Annotated in this window: 20 protein-coding genes; 16 read left to right on the top strand and 4 right to left on the bottom strand. The window is 72.6% G+C overall.

What is annotated here, in order from left to right:
• Positions 1-79: 79 nt before the first annotated feature.
• Positions 80-1,948: a CocE/NonD family hydrolase gene (locus E4P38_RS12870; protein ID WP_135132204.1), complete on the bottom strand. Its 1,869-nt coding sequence runs from the start codon at positions 1,946-1,948 to the stop codon at positions 80-82.
• 157 nt (positions 1,949-2,105) lie between these two features.
• Here E4P38_RS12870 and sucC point away from each other — a divergent pair, with 157 nt between their 5' ends.
• From sucC to E4P38_RS12835, 7 genes are all read left to right on the top strand, one after another.
• A complete protein-coding gene (gene sucC / locus E4P38_RS12865; RefSeq protein ID WP_135132203.1) occupies positions 2,106-3,269 on the top strand; it encodes an ADP-forming succinate--CoA ligase subunit beta in 1,164 nt (387 codons plus the stop codon).
• A gap of 45 nt (positions 3,270-3,314) precedes the next feature.
• Positions 3,315-4,193: a succinate--CoA ligase subunit alpha gene (sucD, locus tag E4P38_RS12860; protein WP_135132202.1), complete on the top strand. Its 879-nt coding sequence runs from the start codon at positions 3,315-3,317 to the stop codon at positions 4,191-4,193.
• 177 nt (positions 4,194-4,370) lie between these two features.
• Entirely contained in the window at positions 4,371-5,339 is a 969-nt protein-coding gene (locus E4P38_RS23205) for a hypothetical protein (protein ID WP_209309083.1), read from the top strand.
• Positions 5,340-5,497: 158 nt separating this feature from the next.
• A complete protein-coding gene (locus E4P38_RS12850; protein ID WP_209309082.1) occupies positions 5,498-6,685 on the top strand; it encodes a DUF6350 family protein in 1,188 nt (395 codons plus the stop codon).
• A gap of 138 nt (positions 6,686-6,823) precedes the next feature.
• Complete coding sequence (purN, locus tag E4P38_RS12845) at positions 6,824-7,450, top strand: phosphoribosylglycinamide formyltransferase (RefSeq protein WP_135132201.1); 627 nt, start codon at positions 6,824-6,826, stop codon at positions 7,448-7,450.
• Positions 7,447-8,997, top strand: coding sequence for a bifunctional phosphoribosylaminoimidazolecarboxamide formyltransferase/IMP cyclohydrolase (gene purH / locus E4P38_RS12840; protein ID WP_135132200.1), 1,551 nt, complete (start codon positions 7,447-7,449; stop codon positions 8,995-8,997). Before purN ends, purH begins: the two co-directional genes overlap by 4 nt.
• 17 nt (positions 8,998-9,014) lie before the next feature.
• The gene (locus E4P38_RS12835; RefSeq protein ID WP_245160993.1) at positions 9,015-9,626 is read left to right on the top strand and encodes a pentapeptide repeat-containing protein; all 612 of its coding nucleotides are present in this window, start codon (positions 9,015-9,017) and stop codon (positions 9,624-9,626) included.
• Positions 9,627-9,733: 107 nt separating this feature from the next.
• Here E4P38_RS12835 and E4P38_RS12830 read toward each other — a convergent pair whose 3' ends face one another.
• The gene (locus tag E4P38_RS12830) at positions 9,734-10,273 is read right to left on the bottom strand and encodes a hypothetical protein (RefSeq protein ID WP_209309081.1); all 540 of its coding nucleotides are present in this window, start codon (positions 10,271-10,273) and stop codon (positions 9,734-9,736) included.
• A gap of 94 nt (positions 10,274-10,367) precedes the next feature.
• On the opposite strand from E4P38_RS12830, the gene E4P38_RS12825 reads away from it, so the two are divergent.
• From E4P38_RS12825 to E4P38_RS12805, 5 genes are all read left to right on the top strand, one after another.
• Positions 10,368-11,219 (top strand): bifunctional methylenetetrahydrofolate dehydrogenase/methenyltetrahydrofolate cyclohydrolase, encoded by an 852-nt coding sequence (locus tag E4P38_RS12825; RefSeq protein ID WP_135132198.1) that lies wholly within the window; start codon positions 10,368-10,370, stop codon positions 11,217-11,219.
• Positions 11,216-11,515 (top strand): DUF3017 domain-containing protein, encoded by a 300-nt coding sequence (locus E4P38_RS12820; protein WP_135132197.1) that lies wholly within the window; start codon positions 11,216-11,218, stop codon positions 11,513-11,515. The genes E4P38_RS12825 and E4P38_RS12820 overlap by 4 nt, the downstream gene beginning before the upstream one ends.
• Before the next feature lie 43 nt (positions 11,516-11,558).
• Positions 11,559-12,512, top strand: coding sequence for a malate dehydrogenase (mdh, locus tag E4P38_RS12815; RefSeq protein WP_135132196.1), 954 nt, complete (start codon positions 11,559-11,561; stop codon positions 12,510-12,512).
• A 41-nt stretch (positions 12,513-12,553) separates the two neighbouring features.
• Positions 12,554-13,768: an NADP-dependent isocitrate dehydrogenase gene (locus E4P38_RS12810; RefSeq protein WP_135132195.1), complete on the top strand. Its 1,215-nt coding sequence runs from the start codon at positions 12,554-12,556 to the stop codon at positions 13,766-13,768.
• 236 nt (positions 13,769-14,004) lie between these two features.
• On the top strand, positions 14,005-14,889 hold the full coding sequence (locus tag E4P38_RS12805) for a DUF559 domain-containing protein (RefSeq protein WP_135132194.1): 885 nt from the start codon (positions 14,005-14,007) through the stop codon (positions 14,887-14,889).
• Between the two features lie 76 nt (positions 14,890-14,965).
• On the opposite strand, the gene E4P38_RS23560 is transcribed toward E4P38_RS12805, so the two are convergent.
• Complete coding sequence (locus tag E4P38_RS23560; protein ID WP_245160992.1) at positions 14,966-15,871, bottom strand: CAP domain-containing protein; 906 nt, start codon at positions 15,869-15,871, stop codon at positions 14,966-14,968.
• A 216-nt stretch (positions 15,872-16,087) separates the two neighbouring features.
• Here E4P38_RS23560 and E4P38_RS12795 point away from each other — a divergent pair, with 216 nt between their 5' ends.
• Positions 16,088-17,422 carry a hemolysin family protein gene (locus E4P38_RS12795; RefSeq protein WP_135132193.1) on the top strand — a complete coding sequence of 445 codons (1,335 nt, stop codon included), beginning with the start codon at positions 16,088-16,090 and terminating at the stop codon, positions 17,420-17,422.
• Here E4P38_RS12795 and galE read toward each other — a convergent pair.
• Complete coding sequence (gene galE / locus E4P38_RS12790) at positions 17,406-18,359, bottom strand: UDP-glucose 4-epimerase GalE (RefSeq protein WP_135132192.1); 954 nt, start codon at positions 18,357-18,359, stop codon at positions 17,406-17,408. The genes E4P38_RS12795 and galE overlap by 17 nt on opposite strands.
• A 36-nt stretch (positions 18,360-18,395) precedes the next feature.
• On the opposite strand from galE, the gene hisC reads away from it, so the two are divergent.
• The 3 genes from hisC to E4P38_RS12775 all read left to right on the top strand — a co-directional run bounded on the left by hisC (position 18,396) and on the right by E4P38_RS12775 (position 21,166).
• Positions 18,396-19,505 carry a histidinol-phosphate transaminase gene (hisC, locus tag E4P38_RS12785; RefSeq protein WP_245160991.1) on the top strand — a complete coding sequence of 370 codons (1,110 nt, stop codon included), beginning with the start codon at positions 18,396-18,398 and terminating at the stop codon, positions 19,503-19,505.
• 75 nt (positions 19,506-19,580) lie between these two features.
• Positions 19,581-20,600: a tryptophan--tRNA ligase gene (gene trpS / locus E4P38_RS12780; RefSeq protein WP_135132190.1), complete on the top strand. Its 1,020-nt coding sequence runs from the start codon at positions 19,581-19,583 to the stop codon at positions 20,598-20,600.
• Positions 20,597-21,166 carry a 2'-5' RNA ligase family protein gene (locus E4P38_RS12775; RefSeq protein ID WP_135132189.1) on the top strand — a complete coding sequence of 190 codons (570 nt, stop codon included), beginning with the start codon at positions 20,597-20,599 and terminating at the stop codon, positions 21,164-21,166. Before trpS ends, E4P38_RS12775 begins: the two co-directional genes overlap by 4 nt.
• The last annotated feature ends 23 nt before the right edge of the window (positions 21,167-21,189 follow it).

Here is a 21,189-nt window from a genome sequence, read left to right as displayed (position 1 = left end):
GGCGACCACCGAGATCGTCGACTGGGTCCGCGAGCACGTCGGCACCCCGGCCGCCGGTTGATCCGGCGGCCGGAGCCGGCTAGTTGGTGACCGGGACGGTCAGCTGCTGCGTGCGACCCGGCCCGGTCGTGAGGGTGACCGGCTGGGTCGTCGTCGACCCGCGGTAGGCCATGTCCCCACCGGCCAGGACGACGACGAGCCGGTGGCCCGCCTCGAAGCGGTGCACGATCGCCGGCAGCTCGATCGTGACCGGCTTGGTGACGTCGGTGACGCGGGCCGGGGAGATCAGCCGGTTCGGCAGCTCGATCGCGCCGTCGGGGCCGACGTCGTAGAGCTTGGCGAACACGACCAGCTGACCGGCAGGCCCGGCCGCCTGCGTCGCGGCCACCGAGGGCGCGTCGAGCTGCACGGTCAGCCGGGGCGAGCCCACGACGTCCAACGGACCGGTCAGGGGCGTCGTGCCGAAGCGGATCGCCGAGCCCGCAGGATCGGTCACCGGCTGGCTCTGGTCGAGACCCGACGTCTCGGTGTAGTTCGGGCCGATGGGCGCCAGGTTGCCGTAGCCGCTCGTGCCGCGGGCCACCTGGGCCTGGCTGGTCACCAGGGAGCCGTCGGTACCGCCGACGCTGGAGCCGGAGAGGAAGAACTTCCGCTCGGCGCCGACCGGGTAGGACGGCGCGACGGCGTAGGCCTTGGTGATGTCACCGGTCGCCTCGTAGACCCAGTCGCGGTAGTAAGCGAAACCCTGGGGAGGCTTGGGGCCGCGGTCGCGGACGTAGTGGTCGAACCAGGCCAGTGCCGCCCGACCCTCGAGGGACTGCGCGGGGTGGCGCATGTCCAGCTCGCCCGGCTGCGGGCTCGAGTCGCTGTGACCCCAGGACTGCCAGGCGAGCGAGACGGGTGTGCCCTGCCGCTTCAGCGCCGTGTAGGTCGCCACCGACTCCTGCAGGTTGAACAGGGTGTCGGCCTGGCCCTGGCCGATCAGGGTGGGCACGCGGACGTCGCCCATGTAGCTCGCCACCGAGTTCGACCGCAGGTACTGGATCGACGCCTGGCTCGGGTAGCCGACCGTGGCGACCTCGGCCAGGGCCCGGCAGACCTCGGGCTCGAAATTCGCGCAGTTGTTGGACGCCTGCTGGAAGAAGGAGGTGAACGTGGCCGGATCGGCGAGCGCGGTGAGGTCCTGCGCGCCGTTGACGACCCCGACGGTGGTGAACAGCGCGGCCCACTGGTACTTGAAGACTCCCGTGCCCGCAGCGCTCACCGAGCCGCTGCGGGCGGTGCCCTGCGGCAGGGTGCTGTTCTCCGGTGCGAGGGAGTAGGAGAGGTCGTTCCAGGTGATCAGCGGGACGATCGCGTCGAGGCGGTTGGTGCCGGCCGCCTTCTCGAACCCCGCGGTCGCGAACTGGATCTGCCCGCCGTAGGACCCTCCGGTCATGCCGACCTGCGGGTCGTACCGGGTGCCGGTCTTCGCGTCCTCACGGACCACCTGGTCGATCCGCACGGGCTGACCCGTGGCGTCGTCCGTGGCCTGGATCGAGGGGTCGCCGCCGAGGAAGCGGATCAGCTGGCTCGCCGCGGAGCCGTCGTGGTCGCGGTCGTCCAGCGTGATCGGGCAGCGGTTGCCGTCGACGAACCCGAGGCCGGTGTAGGAGAGCGTGACGTAGCCCTGCTCGCCGAAGCCCTGCGCCAGGTCGGCCTGGTCCTCCTTCGTCCCGCCGAAGCCGTTGGTGGCCAGCAGCGCAGGCGCCCGCCGAGAGGCGTTCACCCCCGCCGGGACGTAGAGGTCGGCATCGATCCGGCAGGTGCGGTGCTCGGAGCCGAGGTTCGTCACCGTGATGGTGAGGTCGCGGGGTGCGATGTCGGTCGCCGAGGCGGGCGGTGCCAGTGCGGCCATGCCTCCGGCCGTCAGCATGGTGGTGACCAGGACGGTTGCGGCGCGTCGCACTGGGATCTCCTCGTCGTCGAGGTGGGTCGAGCAGGCACGTGCGGGCAGTGTGAGGGGCCCGATGGAGTGACGCACGTTGTGATGCGTCCCACCCGGCCCCCACCCCTACAACGCCCGGGGGCGCGGGGAGGTTACGGGCGAGCTACGGTCCCTGTTCGTGGATCTCTTCGAGTACCAGGCCCGTGACCTGTTGGCCTCGCACGGTGTGCCCGTGCTCCCCGGCGGCGTCGCCGAGACGCCCGAGGAGGCGGAGGCGATCGCGCGCGAGATCTCCGCGCCCGTCGTCGTCAAGGCGCAGGTGAAGGTCGGCGGCCGCGGCAAGGCCGGCGGCGTGAAGCTCGCCGACAACCCCGAGGACGCCAGGGCGCGCGCCCAGGACATCCTCGGGCTGGACATCAAGGGGCACATCACCCACAAGGTGATGGTGGCCCAGGCCAGCGACATCGCCGAGGAGTACTACTTCTCCTACCTCCTCGACCGGTCCAACCGCACCTTCCTGGCCATGGCCTCGAAGGAGGGCGGCATGGAGATCGAGCAGCTCGCGGTCGAGCGGCCCGAGGCGCTGGCCCGCATCGCGATCGACGCGAGCAAGGGCGTCGACGAGGCGAAGGCGGCCGAGATCGTCGACGCGGCCAACTTCCCGGCCGAGGTGCGCGACCAGGTGGTCGCCATCGCCGTCCAGCTGTGGGAGGTGTTCACGCAGGAGGACGCCACGCTGGTGGAGATCAACCCGCTGGCCAAGGCGCCCGACGGCACCGTGCTCGCCCTCGACGCGAAGGTCACCCTCGACGAGAACGCCTCCTTCCGGCAGCCGGAGCACGCGGCCCTCGAGGACTCCGGCGCCGCCGACCCGCTCGAGGCCGCGGCCAAGGAGAAGGACCTCAACTACGTCAAGCTCGAGGGCGAGGTCGGGATCATCGGCAACGGTGCCGGCCTGGTCATGAGCACGCTGGACGTCGTCGCCTACGCCGGTGAGGAGTTCGGCGGCGTCAAGCCGGCCAACTTCCTCGACATCGGCGGCGGCGCCTCGGCCGAGGTCATGGGCAACGGGCTGCACATCATCCTGTCCGACCCGGCCGTGAAGAGCGTGTTCGTCAACGTCTTCGGCGGGATCACCTCCTGCGACGCCGTGGCCAACGGCATCGTCTCGGCCCTGCACCACCTGGGCGACGAGGCGACCAAGCCGCTCGTCGTCCGTCTCGACGGCAACAACGTCGAGGAGGGTCGCCGGATCCTGGCCGAGGCCAACCACCCCCTGGTGACCGTGGTCGACACGATGGACGGCGCAGCGCGCCGGGCCGCCGAACTCGCCGCCGCCTAGGCCCTGGCCCAGACCGACAGCCCCGACTCCCGACAGGACACCAGAATGTCGATCTTCCTCAACGAGAACAGCAAGGTCATCGTCCAGGGCATGACCGGCTCCGAGGGCAGCAAGCACACCCAGCGCATGCTCGCCTCCGGCACCGCGATCGTCGGCGGCGTCAACCCCCGCAAGGCCGGCACCAGCGTCGACTTCGACGGCGCGACCGTGCCCGTCTTCGGCGGCGTGGCCGAGGCCATGAAGGAGACCGGCGCCGACGTCAGCGTCATCTTCGTGCCGCCGCCGTTCGCCAAGGCCGCCGTCATCGAGGCCGTGGACGCCGGGATCGGGCTCGCGGTGGTCATCACCGAGGGCATCCCGGTGCACGACTCGACCTTCTTCTGGGCCCACGCCCAGGGCAGCGCCACCCGGATCATCGGGCCGAACTGCCCCGGCCTGATCAGCCCCGGACGGTCCAACGCCGGAATCATCCCGGCCAACATCACCAAGCAGGGCAAGATCGGGCTGGTCAGCAAGTCCGGGACGCTGACCTACCAGATGATGTACGAGCTCCGGGACATCGGTTTCTCCACCGCTGTCGGCATCGGCGGCGACCCGGTCATCGGGACGACGCACATCGACTGCCTCCAGGCGTTCCAGGACGACCCGGAGACCGAGGCCATCGTGATGATCGGTGAGATCGGCGGCGACGCCGAGGAGCGGGCCGCCGACTTCGTCAAGGCCAACGTCACCAAGCCGGTCGTCGGCTACGTGGCAGGCTTCACCGCGCCCGAGGGCAAGACGATGGGCCACGCCGGCGCCATCGTGTCCGGCTCGTCGGGTACCGCCCAGGCCAAGAAGGAGGCCCTCGAGGCCGCCGGTGTGCGCGTGGGCAAGACCCCGTCGGAGACCGCGAAGCTGATGCGGGAGATCGTCGGAGCCTGACGCCGGACCCGACCGTACTGCTGCCCGGTGACCTCCTCGAGGTCGCCGGGCAGCGGCGTCTCCGGGGTGGCCGATGATCACGGACGGGCGACGACGGGCGCGCCACGGTTGCGTACGGGCCTCGTGAGCGACCACGATGCGCCTCGCACACCCGACGCTTCCGAGGAGAGCCCTGCGATGACGTCCAGCCAGCCTCCGCAGCCGCCCACGGGCGGTCAGCCCCCGGGGCACGGGCATCAGCCCCCGCCCGGATACGGGCAGCAGCCGCCGCCGGCCTACGGCCAGCAGCCCCCGCCGCCCGGCTACGGGCAGCAGCCGCCTCCCGGCTACCAGCAGCCCCCGCCCGCATACGGGCAGCAGCCGCCGCCGGGCTACGGCCCGCCGCCCGGTTACGGGCAGCCCCCGCAGCAGCAGTACGGGCAGAACCCCTACGGCCAGCCGCAGGGCAGCGGCGGCGGTGTCTCGTTCGACCCCAAGAAGCTCACGATGGCCTCCTACGTCATCGCGGGCGGCACCCTGCTGTACCTGATCCTCAGCTTCTTCCCCTGGTACAGCTTCGGGGACGACTTCTTCGGGTTCAGCCTGAGCGGCTGGCAGGCCGGCAACGTCAAGACGGCGTTCTTCCTCTTCGTCCTGGCGACGGTCTGGGCGCTGCTCCCGGCGTTCACCGACCTCAAGCTCGGCTTCCCGCGCTCCTGGATCACCGTCGGGCTCGCCGCGCTGGGCTGGGTGCTCACCCTGTTCGCGTGGCTGGACACCTTCGACGTGGACTTCTCGGTCTGGGGTCTGCTCGGCTTCCTGACGGCGACCGCGATCCTGCTGTTCTCCGTCCTCGCCCTGCTCCCGGAGCTGCGCAACCGCCCGGCCCTGCCCGGGGGCCTGGCCAACGCCGCACAGTGGGCCAACCAGCCGGCTCCGGGTCAGCAGTTCGGTCAGGGTGCCCCCGGGCAGCAGCCCCCGCCCTACGGCCAGCAGCCGCCCCAGCAGTACGCGCCCCCGCCGCCGCCCCCGCCGGCTCCGAGCGGTCCGACGTCCTTCGACAAGCCGGCCGGCGGACCTCCGGCGCCCGGGAGCCCGCCCGCACACGGCGGCTCCACCGCATCGGGCGAGGGCTCCGGCGACCCGGGTCGTCCCGCCGGAAGCTGAACCGCAGCACGTGACCGCCGCCGGCCCGGCACTCGGACACCGAGTGCCGGGCCGGCTGTCGCTCTCCGTGCGGGCGCGCCGAGGGTGATCCGGCGCGCTTTCGGGGTGCACGGCGCGTGCGCCGACCATCCGGTGCACCGGCTTGCGAGCATGGGTGCGTGGTCTCCCTGCTCGCGCGCCTGCCCCGGCGTGGCGGAGCCGGACAGCCGGCGTTGCCGCTGATCTGGCTCGCGGTGGCCGCCGCCGTGGCGGTCGACGTGGCCGGACTGGCCGGGCTGAGCCTGGCCGTCGTCGTCGTCCAGACCCTGGATCCTGCCGGTGGTCTCGGTACCGGTGGCTCGATCGCGCTGGCCGGCCGGCTCTGGCTGCTGGCCCAGGGCGCAGAGCTCGACATCGGCGCGGGCCCACTCGTCCTGGCCCCGCTGCTGCTCACGCTGGCGATCGCCTGGGGGCTGTCGCGGGCCGGCCGCGTGCTGGCCCGCGTGCACGACCTGTCCGCCGGGGTGGACGCCGCCCGGGCCGCCGGGCTGGTCGTGGGCGTCCACGTCCTGCTGACCGTGGTCCTCGCGCTCGCCCTCGACGACCCCGGGGCCGAGGTCGGCATGCTCCGGACCGTGGCGGGCGCCGCCGTCCTCGCGATCGTCGCCGTCGGCTGGGGGGTCAGCCGGGAGTCCGGCCTGCTGGACGCGGCGCTGGACCGGCTCCCGGGCGCCCCCCGGCCACTGCTGCGCGGCGTGCTCGCCGGACTCCTGACGGCACTGGCGCTGTGCACCGCCGTCGTCGCCGTGGCCGTGGCCTCCGACGCCCACGGCTACGCGACCCTGTCCGGCTCCCTCGGCGGTGCCGCTGCCGGGGGCCTGGGCCTGCTCGGCCTCGGGGTGCTGCTGCTGCCGAATGCCGCGGCCGCCGTCCTGGGCCTCGCCGCCGGCCCCGGGTTCTCCGTCGGGTCCGGCACCCTCGTGTCCGTGCACGGGGTGACCCTCGGGGCCGTTCCGGCGTTCCCGATGCTGGCCGCGCTGCCCGACACCCAGGCGGTGCCGCTGATCGCCTTCGCGTCGCAGGCAGTGCCCGCGATCGCCGGCCTCGTCGCCGGCCGGACCGTCGGCCGCTGGTTGGGCGACGAGGACGGGGGCTCGGTCGTCGCCGGACTGACCGGCCTGCTGGCCGGCGTGCTGCTCGGGGTCGCCGGCGGCGTCCTCGTCTGGGTGGCCGGCGGTTCGCTCGGCGACGGCGGCCTGGCCCAGGTCGGCGCGCCGGCCCTGGCCACAGGGATCGCCGTCGCCGCCCAGAGCGGGATCGCGGCGGCCATCGCCGCCACCGTGGCCCGCTGGCGGTCGCTCGGCTGATCGGCCCCGTCCAGAGGCTCGCACCGAGCCTGCGAGGGGTCGAGCGGCCCCGTCCAGGGCACCGCCGCGAGCCTGCGAGTGGTGGGGAGGACGGGGTCCTTCAGGGGGTCCTTATAGGGTCGAAGGGTGGGCGGGGTGGTGAGTTCAGCGTCGCCGAACTCGCGGGCCCGGATCGCCGTCCTGCTGTCCGGGACCGGGTCGCTGTGCGCGGCGCTGCTCGCCGCCACCGACGACCCGGACTACCCGGCCACCGTCGTGGCCGTGGGCAGCGACCGCGACGCCGAGGGCCTCGAGCACGCCCGTCGCCGCGGTCTGCCGACCTTCGTCTGCCGCGTCTCCGACCACCCCGACCGCCGGGCGTGGGACGCTGCGCTGGCCGCCCGGCTCGCCGCCGCCGAGCCGGACCTGGTCGTCTCCGCCGGCTTCATGAAGATCGTCGGACCCGCCGTCCTCGACGCGTTCGGCGGCCGGCTGATCAACACCCACCCGGCGCTGCTACCGGCCTTCCCCGGCGCGCACGCCGTCCGGGACGCCCTGGCGGCCGGTGCGACGGTCACGGGTGCGACCGTGCACGTGGTCGACGCCGGCGTGGACACCGGTCCCGTACTGGCCCAGCGCGAGGTCGCCGTCCTCCCCGGGGACGACGAGGCGCGGCTGCACGAACGGATCAAGGACGTGGAGCGCGAGCTCCTGGTGCAGACGGTGGCGCAGCTCGCCACCGGCGACCCGATGTCACCCCGAGCCCCGAGGAAGAGCTACCGATGAGCGACCGCCTCCCCATCCGCCGCGCGCTGCTGGGCGTCTACGACAAGACCGGCGTCGAGGAGCTCGCGGCCGGTCTCGCCGCGGCCGGCGTCGAGCTGGTGAGCACCGGTGCGACCGCGCGCCGCATCGCCGACGCCGGCATCCCGGTCACGCCCGTCGAGCAGGTCACCGGGTTCCCCGAGTGCCTCGACGGCCGCGTGAAGACGCTGCACCCCGCCGTCCACGCGGGGATCCTGGCCGACCGGCGCAAGCCCGAACACGTCACGCAGCTGACCGACCTCGGCATCGAGCCCTTCGACCTCGTGGTGGTCAACCTCTATCCGTTCACGGAGACAGTGGCCTCGGGGGCGAACCCCGACGAGTGCGTCGAGCAGATCGACATCGGCGGCCCCGCGATGGTGCGGGCCGCGGCGAAGAACCACCCCTCGGTCGCCGTCGTCGTCGACCCCGCCCGGTACGCCAACGTCCTGGCCGCGGTGGCCGACGGCGGCTTCACCCTCGCCGACCGGCAGCGGCTGGCGACCGCGGCGTTCCGGCACACCGCCTCGTACGACATCGCCGTCGCCTCGTGGATGGGCAGCGTCCTGGCGCCCGAGACCGACACCGTCTTCCCGGCCTGGGTCGGGGCCAGCTGGGAGCGGGCCGACGTGCTGCGGTACGGCGAGAACCCGCACCAGGGCGCGGCCCTGTACCAGGGCTTCGTCCCGGGGCTCGCCCACGCCGAGCAGCTGCACGGCAAGGCGATGTCCTACAACAACTACGTCGACACCGACGCCGCCTGGCGGGCCGCGCACGACCACAACGATCCCTGCGTGGCGATCATCAAGCACGCCAACCCGTGCGGGATCGCGGTCGGTCAGGACATCGCCTCGGCGCACCGCAAGGCGCATGCCTGCGACCCGGTCTCGGCCTTCGGCGGGGTGATCGCGGCCAACCGCGAGGTCGACCTGACGATGGCCGAGCAGGTCGCCCAGGTGTTCACCGAGGTGGTGGTGGCGCCGTCCTTCACCGACGACGCCCTGGCCGTGCTGACCGGGAAGAAGAACATCCGGCTGCTGCGGCTGCCGCACCTGCCCGGGCCGGGCGCGGAGATGCGACCCATCAGCGGTGGGCTGCTCCTGCAGGTCAAGGACCGCCTCGACGCCCCCGGCGACGACCCCACGACCTGGACGCTGGCGACCGGCGAGCCGCTGGACGCCGCCGGCCTCGACGACCTGGTGTTCGCCTGGCGGGCGGTCCGCGCGGTGAAGAGCAACGCGATCCTGCTCGCCCACGACCGCGCGACGGTCGGCGTCGGCATGGGACAGGTCAACCGGGTGGACGCCGCGCGGCTGGCCGTGACGCGGGCGGGGGAGCGGGCGGCCGGCTCCGTGGCGGCCTCCGACGCGTTCTTCCCGTTCGCCGACGGGCTTCAGGTCCTGCTGGACGCCGGCGTGCGCGCCGTCGTCCAGCCGGGTGGTTCGGTGCGCGACGAGGAGGTGGTCGCCGCGGCGGCCGCAGCCGGTGTGCCGCTCTACCTGACCGGCACCCGCCACTTCGCGCATTGAAGGGCGGCCGCCCCCACGTGCGCCCGCCGGAGGACGGTGCGCAGGTCGAGGGGGAGGACTTCGCCCGCGTCGACTGGTGGGGCGTCGAGCTCTCCGGCGTCACGTTCACCCGCTGCCGGTTCGACGACGCGGGGCTGGAGGAGCTGGTCACGCGCCGGTGCGTGTTCGAGGAGTGCGTGCTCACCGGCGTGCGGATGGGCGGCGCCCGGCACCACGGGACGGCGTTCCTGTCCTGCCGGTTCGACCGCGCGAAGCTGTTCGACGTCGTCTGGGACGGCTGCAAGCTCACCGGCTCGCAGTTCCCGGGCGCCGACGTGCGGCCGATGACCACGACCGGCAGCGACTGGAGCTACACCTCGCTGCGCGCGGCGGACCTGTCCGGGCTCGACCTCTCCGGTCAGCGCTTCCGCGAGGCCGACCTGACCGACGCCGACCTGCGGGAGTGCGACCTGACCGGGGCCGATCTCGACCGGGCCCGGTTGCAGTCGACGAAGCTCCGCGGGGCCGACCTGCGGGGTGCCTCGATGGACGAGGTCAACTGGCGGGGCTTCGAGCTCACCGGCGCGCGGATCGACCTGGTGCACGCCGTCCAGTTCGCCCGCGCGCACGGCGCACTCGTCTCCGACTGACAGGTCGTGAGGAGTGGGGCCCGCAGGGTCCCACGATCGAGCGACGAGGGGGCTCGGCTCAGTGGGGGACGGCACGTGGCCGCGGTGTCGCCCGGAGGGCGACGATGTCATCGCGTCTTCGGGCGGCTGAGCAGGGCCTTCAGGCTGCCGAGCAGGCCCAGGACCGCCACCGCGATGGCGCACCAGAAGCCGGGCCCGAAGAAGCCGAGATCCCAGTCGGCGTCGGCGAGGGGCACGAGCACGCCCGCGATCACCGCCGCGCTCACCAGCAGCGCGAGGACGCCGAGGAAGCGGTGCGAGCGCGCCGGCAGCCACATCAGCAGGCCGAGCACGAACAGCACGCCGCCGCCGAGCAGGATCGCCAGCGGCTGCCAGAGACCGCTGCTGAACGCGTCGCCGAGAGCGTCGAACGCGTTGCGCAGCAGGCCCCAGCCGCTGACGTCGTCGTCCCTCAGCCAGTCCAGCAGCAGGCTGACGGCGGCGGCGATGCCCGCGAGGATCAGCAGCAGCCCACCCAGGCTCTCCGGCCCCCGGACGGCGACCGGGCGGTCGTAGTACTGCGGTGAGGTGGCATCCGGCGGCGCCTGGCTGCCGTAGGACGTGGCGCCCTGGGGGCCGTTCGCGCCGGATGCGGGGAACTCGCTCATTGCGTACCTCCGTCGGCAGCTTCGCAGAGCCTGCGTGCGGAGGAGCCTAGGACCGCGCCGTGGGTCCTGGCGACGCTCGGGCAGACTGTCCGTCGTGCCCGCGACGATCCTGGACGGCAAGGCGACCGCGGCAGCGATCCGCGGCGAACTCACCGAGCGGGTGGCTGCGCTGACCGCCGCGGGCCACCAGCCGGGCCTCGGCACCCTGCTCGTCGGCGACGACCCGGGCAGCCGGTGGTACGTCAACGCCAAGCACAAGGACTGCGCCGAGGTCGGCATCGGCAGCATCCAGCGGGAGCTGCCCGCAACGGCCACCCAGGCCGACGTGCTGGCCGTCGTCGAGGAGCTCAACGCCGATCCCGCGTGCACCGGCTACATCGTCCAGCTGCCGCTGCCGCGCCAGATCGACGAGTACGCCGTCCTCGAGGCGATGGACCCGTCGAAGGACGCCGACGGCCTGCACCCGACCAACCTCGGCCGCCTGGTGCTCAACGTCGCCGGCCCGCTGCCGTGCACGCCCGTGGGCATCGTGGAGCTGCTCCGCCGCTTCGACGTCCCGATCGCCGGCGCCGAGGTCGTGGTCATCGGGCGCGGGGTCACGGTCGGCCGGCCGCTCGGGCTGCTGCTCACCCGCCGCTCGGAGAACGCGACCGTGACCCTGTGCCACACCGGCACCCGGGACCTCGCCGCCCACGTGCGGACCGCCGACATCGTGGTCGCCGCGGCCGGGGTGCCCGGGCTGATCACCGCCGCGATGGTCAAGCCGGGTGCCGCCGTCCTCGACGTCGGCGTCAGCCGGGTCGACGGGAAGATCGCCGGGGACGTCGCCCTCGACGTCGTGGACGTCGCCGGTCACGTGGCGCCGAATCCGGGTGGGGTGGGGCCGATGACCCGCGCGATGCTGCTGCAGAACGTCGTCCTGGCCGCCGAGCGCCTGACGGCATGACCCCGCCGCCGCTCTACGTCCGCCGGCCCTTCCTCGCGGGGGTCATCCGGCAGCTGCCGTTGCTCGCCGTCCTGGTGGTGGTCGGCGTCGGGCTGCTCGTCCTCACCTTCGACCACTGGCGCAGCGGACTCGTGATCATCGGGCTGGCGCTGATGGGAGCCGCCGTCCTGCGGGCGCTGCTGCCGGTCCGGCGGGTGGGTTTCCTCGCCGTCCGCAGCCGGCCGGTGGACGTCGTCCTGCTCGCCGGGACCGGTCTGGCCCTCACCGTGATCGTGCTCCTGATCCCCTACCCCTGACCCCCTCAGGCGCTGCGGCGGGCTCAGCGATAGGTTGGCGGCCATGGCAGAGAAGCCCCGGTCGGGCAAGGTCACCGTCGTCGGCGCCGGTTTCTACGGCTCCACCACCGCGCTCCGTCTCGCGGAGTACGACGTCTTCGAGACCGTCGTGCTCACCGACATCGTCGAGGGCAAGCCCGAGGGCATCGCGCTCGACATGAACCAGTCGCGGCCCATCGAGGGCTTCGAGACCACGATCGTCGGCGTCGGCGGAGGCTCGTACGAGGGGACCGAGGGATCCGACGTCGTCGTGATCACCGCCGGCCTCCCACGCAAGCCGGGCATGAGCCGGATGGATCTCATCGAGACCAACGCGAAGATCGTGCGTTCGGTCGCCGAGAACATCGCGCAGACCTCCCCGGACGCCGTGATCATCGTCGTCTCCAACCCGCTCGACGAGATGACCGCGCTGGCGCAGCTGGCCACGGGCTTCCCGAAGAACCGGGTGATGGGCCAGGCCGGCATGCTCGACACGGCGCGCTTCACGAACAACGTCGCCGAGGAGCTCGGCGTCCCGGTCGGCTCGGTGAAGACGCTGACCCTGGGCTCGCACGGCGACACCATGGTGCCGGTGCCCTCGCGCTGCACCGTGGATGGCAAGCCGCTGTCCGACGTCCTCGCGCAGGACCGCATCGACCACCTCGTCGACCGCACCCGCAACGGCGGGGCCGAGGTGGTCGCCCTCCTCAAGACCGGCTCGGCGTACTACGCGCCGTCGGCCGCCGCCGCCCGCATGGCCAAGGCCGTGATGGAGGACTCCGGCGCCGTCATGCCCGTCTGCGCGTGGGTCGACGGCGAGTACGGAATCAACGGCGTCTACCTGGGCGTCGAGGCCGAGATCGGTCGCGAGGGTGTGAAGAAGGTCGTCGAGGGCGACCTGTCCGAGACCGAACTGGCCGGGCTGCGCGATGCCGCTGAGGCCGTGCGCGCCAAGCAGGCCGACGTAGCCGACCTCTGAGCCTCTCCCGGCTCGGAACCTGTAGAGAGGGAACCACCTACGTGAGCAAGATCAAGGTCGAGGGCACCGTCGTCGAGCTCGACGGCGACGAGATGACCCGGATCATCTGGCAGTTCATCAAGGACCAGCTGATCCTCCCGTACCTCGACGTCAACCTCGAGTACTACGACCTCGGCATCGAGCACCGGGACGCCACCGACGACCAGGTGACGGTCGACGCCGCCGAGGCCATCAAGCGCCACGGCGTCGGCGTCAAGTGCGCCACGATCACGCCCGACGAGGCGCGGGTCGAGGAGTTCGGCCTCAAGCGCATGTACCGCTCCCCGAACGGGACGATCCGCAACATCCTCGGCGGCGTGATCTTCCGCGAGCCGATCATCATGGAGAACGTGCCGCGGCTGGTGCCGGGCTGGACCAAGCCGATCGTCGTCGGCCGTCACGCGTTCGGCGACCAGTACCGGGCCACCGACTTCCGGTTCCCCGGTGAGGGCACGCTGACGCTGACCTTCACGCCGAAGGACGGCTCGGAGCCGATCGAGCGCGAGGTCTTCCAGTCGCCCGGCTCGGGCGTCGCGCTGGCGATGTACAACCTCGACGACTCGATCCGCGACTTCGCGCGCGCCTCGCTGAACTACGGGCTCGACCGCGGCTACCCGGTCTACCTGTCCACCAAGAACACGATCCTCAAGGCCTACGACGGCCGCTTCAAGGACCTGTTCCAGGAGGTCTTCGAGGCTGAGTTCAAGGACAAGTTCGACGCCGCCGGCATCACCTACGAGCACCGGCTCATCGACGACATGGTCGCCGCGTCCCTCAAGTGGGAAGGCGGCTACGTCTGGGCGTGCAAGAACTACGACGGTGACGTGCAGTCCGACACCGTGGCCCAGGGCTTCGGTTCGCTGGGGCTCATGACCTCGGTGCTGCTCAGCCCCGACGGCCGCACCGTGGAGGCCGAGGCCGCCCACGGCACGGTCACGCGGCACTACCGCCAGCACCAGCAGGGCAAGGAGACGTCGACCAACCCGATCGCGTCGATCTTCGCCTGGACCCGGGGTCTGGCCCACCGCGGCAAGCTGGACAACACCCCTGAGGTGACCCGCTTCGCCGAGACGCTCGAGAAGGTCTGCATCGACACCGTCGAGAGCGGTCAGATGACCAAGGACCTCGCGCTGCTGATCTCCAAGGACGCCCCGTGGCTGACGACCCAGGACTTCCTGGCCGCCATCGACAGCAACCTCCAGAAGGCCATGGCCTGATTAAGGACCCCGTCCTCCTCACCCCTCGCACGCTCGGGGTGAGCCTCGGGACGGGCCGACGACGGCCCCCTCACCTCCGGGTGCGGGGGCCGCCGCCGTTTCCGGGGGAGCGAGTCCTATGATCAACAGCCACTGGGCCGGCCCCTCGGCGCCTGGGAGGCCCCGCCGGACTGGCTGTTGATCTTGCCTGTGGACGACGTCAGCAGACGTCAACGACGAGCGGGCAGCCTGCCTGCGTGCCTGTGCCCGCTGCGCGCCCCGACGTCCTGCGCGCCCGCGTCTTCCTCGGCTCCTGGGCGGTCCGGAAGGGCTTCCTGACGCAAGACCAGTTGCGCAGTCACGCCTGGCGCCGTCTCCGCCGGGACGTGTACGCCGATGCAGAACTGGCGGTGGACCACCGACTCATGGCGTACGGCGTGAGCCTGGTGGTCCCGGCGGGCGCTGTCTTCGGCGGACTGTCGGCGCTGGTCCTGGCCGGCGGCGATGAGTTCGCGACCGCAGAGGATGCGGTCGAGGTCGCCCTCCCGCCAGGCACGCGTTGGCGCCCCGGCCCAGGCGTGCGCGTCAGCGTCTTGTCGGCCCACGATGCGGGCGTCGTCGTGGACCGCCACGGGCTGGCGAGGACCGGTCCGGTGCGTACTGCGGTGGACCTGGTGCGTCGTCGTGGCGTGGAGGACGGCGTCGTCCTGCTGGATCGGCTCGTGCGTGCCGGGCTCAACGATCTGGCCGATGTGCGGGCCGCGGCGGCGGCGCTGCCCAGGAGCCGCGGGAGCCGGATCGCACGTGAGGTGACCCGGTTGGCCGACGGGCTCGCGGAATCGCCGCAGGAGACCCGGCTGAGACTACTGATCCATCGGGCCGGACTGCCTGCACCGGAGGCACAGTTCCGGGTCTTCGACGACGAGGGCTTCGTCGCCCGGGTCGACTTCGCGTACCCGGAGCTGAAGCTCGCCATCGAGTACGACGGGCATTGGCATGCGGAGGCGGGGCAGTTCGCCAAGGACCGGCGGCGGCTCAACCGGCTGTCGGCGGCCGGCTGGCGCGTGATCTTCGTGACGGCGGCCGACCTGAAACGCCCCGAGCGTCTCCTCGCCCGGCTGGCCGTCGAGCTGGCCCGTTGATCAACAGCCGGTCCACGGGGGTCTCGTCCATCCCGACACCCCGATAGAGCGGCTGTTGATCAACGGAACGGGCGAGTCAGGCGAAGAGCTGGGTCCACCAGGGGCCGCCGGAGCCGTCGGCCATGCCGACACCGAGGCGGGTCAGGTTGCAGTTCAGGATGTTCGCCCGGTGACCGGCGCTGTTCATCCACGACACCATGACCTCGGCGGCGTCCTGCTGCCCGTAGGCGATGTTCTCCGCCCGCGCCGTGATCCCGGCCCGCTCCGCGCGGTCGAAGGGGTCGAGCCCGTCGAGGTTGACGTGGTCGAAGAAGCCACGGTCGCGCATGTCCGCGCTGTGGGCCCGGGCCACGGACGCCAGCGACGCATCGCCGGTGAGCGCGCCGCATCCGGCGGCCGCACGCTGCACGTTCACGAGCGCGAGCACCTGGTCCTCGGCGCCCAGATCCGCCGGGACGGCCGCGGCAGCGGGAGCCGGGGGCTCCGGGGCCTCCTCGACCACCGGCGGCGGGGCAGCGGCCTCCGTTGTCGCCTCGGGTGCCGGCGCGGCCTCGGCCGGGGCGGGTGTCTCCACGGGCGCGGGCGCGGGCGCGGAACCGGCCCCGGGGGCGACGGTGGGCGGCGCCGCGAACGCGTCCGTCGAGGAGCCCCGGGCCGAGGCCGGTGAGGTGCTCAGCCCGGCGAACGTGGACGAGGAGACCGCTCGGCCGTCGCGGCCCATGACCACGGGGGAGTCACTGTCGGTCGAGCGGGCCGCGGACGTCGACGCGAACGACTCGAAGGCGACCAGCGGCTCCTTGCCGCCCGCGCCGGACACCACGGGCACCGACAGGACGAGTGCGGCCAGGACGGTGCTGACGAGCGCGCCGAGCGCCAGACGCCCACTGCGGTGCCTCGTGCTGCTGCGGGTGAGCCGCAGGAACCGGTTCAGGAAGCCGGTCAGCCGCTCGTCCAGAGGGAGACGCGGGGAACTGTGGCGCACGGGGAAACCTCACGAGAGACAGGATCACGATTCGTTACCGAGTGGAGACTAACGGTGCGCGCAAGGTCACCGTGCGTCCACATGAAGTCGGTCACGATCGGCCGCCCGCATGCCCCTCTGGAGGGCGGTCTGCCTGGATCGGCTCGGTTCGAGGGCCCCGACCAGGCACCATGGGGGAGTGAGCCCCACGCGAATACCCCGAGGAGTGCGCCGCCGGTGAGCGACGTATGGCTCAGCATCGTCATGGTCGTCGCCTTCGTCCTGATCGGGGGCGTCTTCTCCGGCGCGGAGATCGCGCTGGTCTCCCTGCGCGAGTCCCAGGTCCGCGGGATGGCCGAGGGGGGGCGCCGTGGACAGGCCGTGCAGCGCCTGCTGAGCGACCCCAACCGCTTCCTCGCCGCCGTCCAGGTCGGCGTCACCCTGGCGGGGTTCTTCTCTGCCGCCTTCGGTGCCAGCACGCTCAGCCAGCCGCTGGCGCGCTGGCTGGAGACCCGCGGTCTGTCCGAGGGCCTGTCCGGCACCCTGGCGCTGATCCTGGTGACGATCGCGATCAGCTACCTGTCGCTCGTCGTCGGCGAGCTGACCCCCAAGCGGCTGGCGCTGCAGCGGGCCGAGGGGTTCGCCCTCATCGTGGCCGCGCCGCTCAACGCCATCGCGACGCTCTCCCGCCCGGTCATCTGGCTGCTGTCGAAGTCCACCGACGTCCTCGTCCGCCTGCTGGGCGGCGACCCGAAGCTGAGCGGCGAGTCGATCAGCCAGGAGGAACTCCGCGACCTCGTGGCCGCGCACGAGTCCCTGAGCAGCGACGAGCGGCGGCTGATCGACGAGGTCTTCCGCGCCGGTGAGCGCGAGATCCGGGAGGTCATGACCCCGCGCACCGAGGTCGCGTTCCTCGATGCGTCCATGACCGCCAGCCGGGCGGCCAAGCAGGTCGCCGACTCCAACTGGTCCCGCTTCCCGGTGGCCGGACGCGACGAGGACGACGTCGTCGGCTTCGTGCACGTCCGCGATCTGTTCCTGCCCAACCACCCGGCCGGCCGAGCCGCGACCGTGGGCGACCTCGCCCGCGAGGTGAAGCGGCTGCCCGGCACCAAGGGCGTACTGGCGGCCCTCAGCGAGATGCGCCGGGAGAACCAGCACCTGGCGATCGTCGTCGACGAGTACAGCGGCACCGACGGGATCGTGACCCTCGAGGACCTCATCGAGGAGGTCATCGGGGAGATCTACGACGAGTACGACGACGAGGTCGCTCCCGAGGGGAAGCAGCCCCCCGGCGGCCCCCGCGAGGTCGACGGCCTGCTCAACCTCGACGACTTCACCGAGGTCACCGGTCTGGCACTTCCCGACGGGCCCTACGAGACCGTCGCCGGGTACGTGCTCTCCGAGCTGGGCCGCCTCCCGGAGATCGGGGCCGTCGTCGATGTGGGGGGCCGCACCCTCACGGTCCTCGAACTCGACGGACGCCGGATCTCCCGCCTGCTCGTCGGTGCGGCCCCCGCGCCCGCGGACGACGAGGACCGTTCGGAGACAGGGGTCAGCGGGCCCGGCTGACGTCCCAGGCGTCGCGGACGATGCCGGCCAGGTCGGTGTGGTCCGGCGTCCAGCCCAGATCGGCACGGATGCGGTCGCTGGACGCGACGAGCTGCGCCGGATCGCCGGCACGCCGCTCGCCGATCACCACGGGCACCGGGTGGCCGGTCACCTGCCGGACGGCGTCGACGACCTCCTGCACCGAGAAGCCCGTGCCGTTGCCCAGGTTGTAGATCCGGTGCTCACCGTCCGCCGGGGCCGGCAGCGCCAGGAGGTGGGCGTCGGCGAGGTCGGCGACGTGGACGTAGTCGCGGATGCACGTGCCGTCGGGGGTCGGGTAGTCCTCGCCGAACACGGTCAACGACTCCCGCTGCCCGGCGGCGACCTGCAGCGCGATCGGGATGAGGTGCGTCTCGGTGGCATGCCGCTCGCCGAGCCCGAAGGCCGCCCCCGCGACGTTGAAGTACCGCAGGCTCACCGCGGCGAAGCCGTGCGCGACGGCGTACGAGGTCAGCATGTGGTCGACGGCGAGCTTCGAGGCGCCGTAGGTGTTCGTCGGCCGCGTCGGGGCGTCCTCCCGGATCGGCACAGCCTCGGGCTCGCCGTAGGTGGCGGCGGTGGAGGAGAAGACGATCCGCCGGCAGTCGGCGGCGCGCATGGCCTCCAGCAGCGCCAGCGAGCCGCCGACGTTGGTGTCCCAGTACTCGAAGGGCCGCTGCTGGGAGACCCCGACGAGGCTCTTGGCGGCGAAGTGCAGCACGGCCTCCGGGCGGACGTCGGCGAGCACGGGTGCCGAGTGGTGCAGTGACACCTCCGCGAGGGTCGCGCCGGGCGGCACGGCGTCGGCGTGGCCGGTCGACAGGTCGTCGAGCACCGTCACCTCGTGGCCCTCGGCCAGCAGGGCGGCCGTGACTACGCTGCCGATGTAGCCGGCTCCACCGGCGACGAGTACGCGCATGGGGGTCACCCTAGGTCGGGAGGTCAGGACGTCGTGGTGAGCGCTCGACCGGCGGTGCAGGCGCTCCCGGCGTACAGACCGGGCCGCAACCCCGCCGACCTCGCCCGCGAGATCGGGGTCGACCGCGCGATCAAGCTGGCCAGCAACGAGGTCGCCTTCCCGCCGCTGCCGGCCGTCGTCCAGGCGCTGGCCGCCGCGGCCGGCGAGACCAACCGGTACCCGGACAACGGGGCGGTCGTGCTGACCCGCGCCCTGGCCGACCGGTATGACGTCGATCCCGCCCAGGTGGTCACCGGCTGCGGCGCGGTCACGATCTGCCAGGAGCTCGCGCAGGCGTTCAACGACCCCGGCACGAGCATCGCGTTCGCCTGGCGGTCGTTCGAGATGTACCCGCTCCTGGCCCGGGTCGCGGGAGCACGGGCCGTGCAGGTGCCGCTCACCCCCGGCCGCCCCGGAGGCCCCGCCGACACCCACGACCTCGAGGCCATGGCCGCGGCGATCGACGACACCACCCGGCTGGTGTTCGTCTGCAACCCGAACAACCCCACGGGGACGGCGGTGCGTCGCGCCGGCCTGGAGAAGTTCCTGGACGCCGTTCCCGAGCAGACCCTCGTCGTCCTCGACGAGGCCTACCGGGAGTTCGTCACCGACCCCGACGTCCCCGACGGCATCGAGCTCATGCGGGGGCGGCCGAACGTCGCCGTCCTACGGACCTTCTCCAAGGCCTGGGGGCTGGCCGGCATCCGTGTCGGCTACCTGGTCGCCGAGGACCCCGCGGTGGCCGAGGCGGTCGGCAAGACCCACATGCCGTTCAGCGTCTCCATGCTCGCGCAGGCGGCAGCGGTCGCGGCGCTGGCGAGCGAGGACGAGGTGCGGGCCCGGTGCGCCGCCGTCGTCGCCGAGCGCGACCGACTGACGGCCGCGCTGCGGGAGCGCGGCATGGACGTCGCCGACAGCCAGGCCAACTTCGTCTGGCTGCCGGTGGGGGAGCAGACGGCGGCCCTGGCGGCGGCGCTGGAGGCGCGGGCGGTCATCACCCGGCCCTTCGCCGGCGAGGGCATCCGGGTCACCGTCGGCACACCCGAGGAGGACGACGTCTTCCTCGCCGCGCTCGACGACGTGCGGGCGGCGGCGCCGGCCTCCTGAAGAAGGACCCCGTCCTCCCCACCCTTCGCAGGCTCAGGGCGGGCCCCGGGACGGGGCCGGGAGTCGGCTGGTTTGATGGCCGACGTGCCTCTTCCCCGTGTGCTCTCAGGCATCCAGCCGACGGCGGGTTCCTTCCACCTCGGCAACTATCTGGGTGCGCTCCGCCAGTGGGTCAGCCTGCAGGACTCCGCCGAGGCGTTCTACTGCGTCGTCGACCTGCACGCGATCACGCTGCCGCAGGATCCCGCGGAGCTCCGCAGGAACACCCTCGTCTCCGCCGCGCAGCTGCTCGCCCTGGGTGTCGATCCCCAGCGCAGCACCCTGTTCGTCCAGAGCCACGTGCCGGAGCACCTGCAGCTGGCGTGGGTGCTGGAGTGCCTCACCGGCTTCGGCGAGGCCAGCCGGATGACCCAGTTCAAGGACAAGAGCCAGCGCGAGGGCACCGCGGGCGCCACGGTGGGTCTGTTCACCTACCCGGTCCTGCAGGCCGCCGACATCCTCGTCTACCAGGCCGACCAGGTGCCGGTCGGTGAGGACCAGCGCCAGCACCTCGAGCTGACCCGCGACCTCGCGATGCGCTTCAACGGCCGGTTCGGGACGACGTTCACGGTGCCCGCGGCCGCGATCCCGCCCGGTGCGGCGAAGGTGCTCGACCTGCAGTCCCCGGACAAGAAGATGAGCAAGAGCCTCCCGCCGGCCGGCTGTGTCTTCCTGCTCGACGAGCCGTCGGTGACCGCGAAGAAGATCCGGTCCGCCGTCACCGACACCGGACGGGAGGTCGTGGCCGACGCCGAGAACAAGCCGGGCGTGACCAACCTCCTCACGATCCACAGCGCGCTCTCCGGCCGCAGCATCGCCGAGCTGGAGGACTCCTTCGCGGGCCGCGGCTACGGCGACCTGAAGAAGGAGCTGGCCGAGGTGGTCACCGACTTCGTCACCCCCGTGCGGGCCCGTACGCAGGAGCTGCTCGACGATCCCGCCGAACTGGAGCGGGTGCTCGCCGCCGGTGCGGCCCGCGCCCGCGAGGTCGCCGGCCCCACGGTCGCCGCCGCCTACGAGCGGGTCGGCTTCCTGGCGCCGGGGGCCCGCGCATGAACGACGACACGTTCGTGCCGCGCAGCAGCCGCCCGCTCCCCGAGAGCACCGTGCTCGGCATCGTCGTCCCGCTGCCGGAGCCGTGGGCCCAGCTGCTGGTCGACTGGCGCTCGAAGGTAGGTGACCCGCAGGCCAGCCTGGTGCCGCCGCACGTGACCCTGCTGCCGCCGACCGAGGTCCCCGTCGCCGACCGTGCCGCGATCAGCACACATCTCGCCGAGGTGGCCCGCTGCCATCCGCCGTTCGAGATGCACCTCTCCGGGACCGGCACCTTCTCCCCGGTGTCGGACGTGGTGTTCGTCGCCGTCGCGAAGGGGATCGGGAACTGCGAGCTCCTCGCCACCGACGTCCGTCGCGGCCCGCTGGCCCGCACCCTCGCCTTTCCGTACCACCCGCACGTCACGGTGGCCCACGACGTGCCCGCGGACATGCTGGAGCTGGCCTACAGCGGCCTCTCCGACCTGTCGGCGGCGTTCCCGGTCGAGTCCTTCACGGAGTTCGAGCAGACCCCGGCCGGGGCCTGGGCGGTCGCGCGCGAGTACCGGCTGACCGGCGCGCCCCGCTGACGGAGCGCGGCGGCCACGGCCAG

The sequence above is a fragment of the Blastococcus sp. CT_GayMR16 genome (assembly GCF_004570875.1).
GTDB lineage: Bacteria > Actinomycetota > Actinomycetes > Mycobacteriales > Geodermatophilaceae > Blastococcus_B.
The sequence above is the reverse complement of the archived record's forward strand: the minus strand, read 5'-3'. Positions and strand labels throughout refer to the sequence as shown.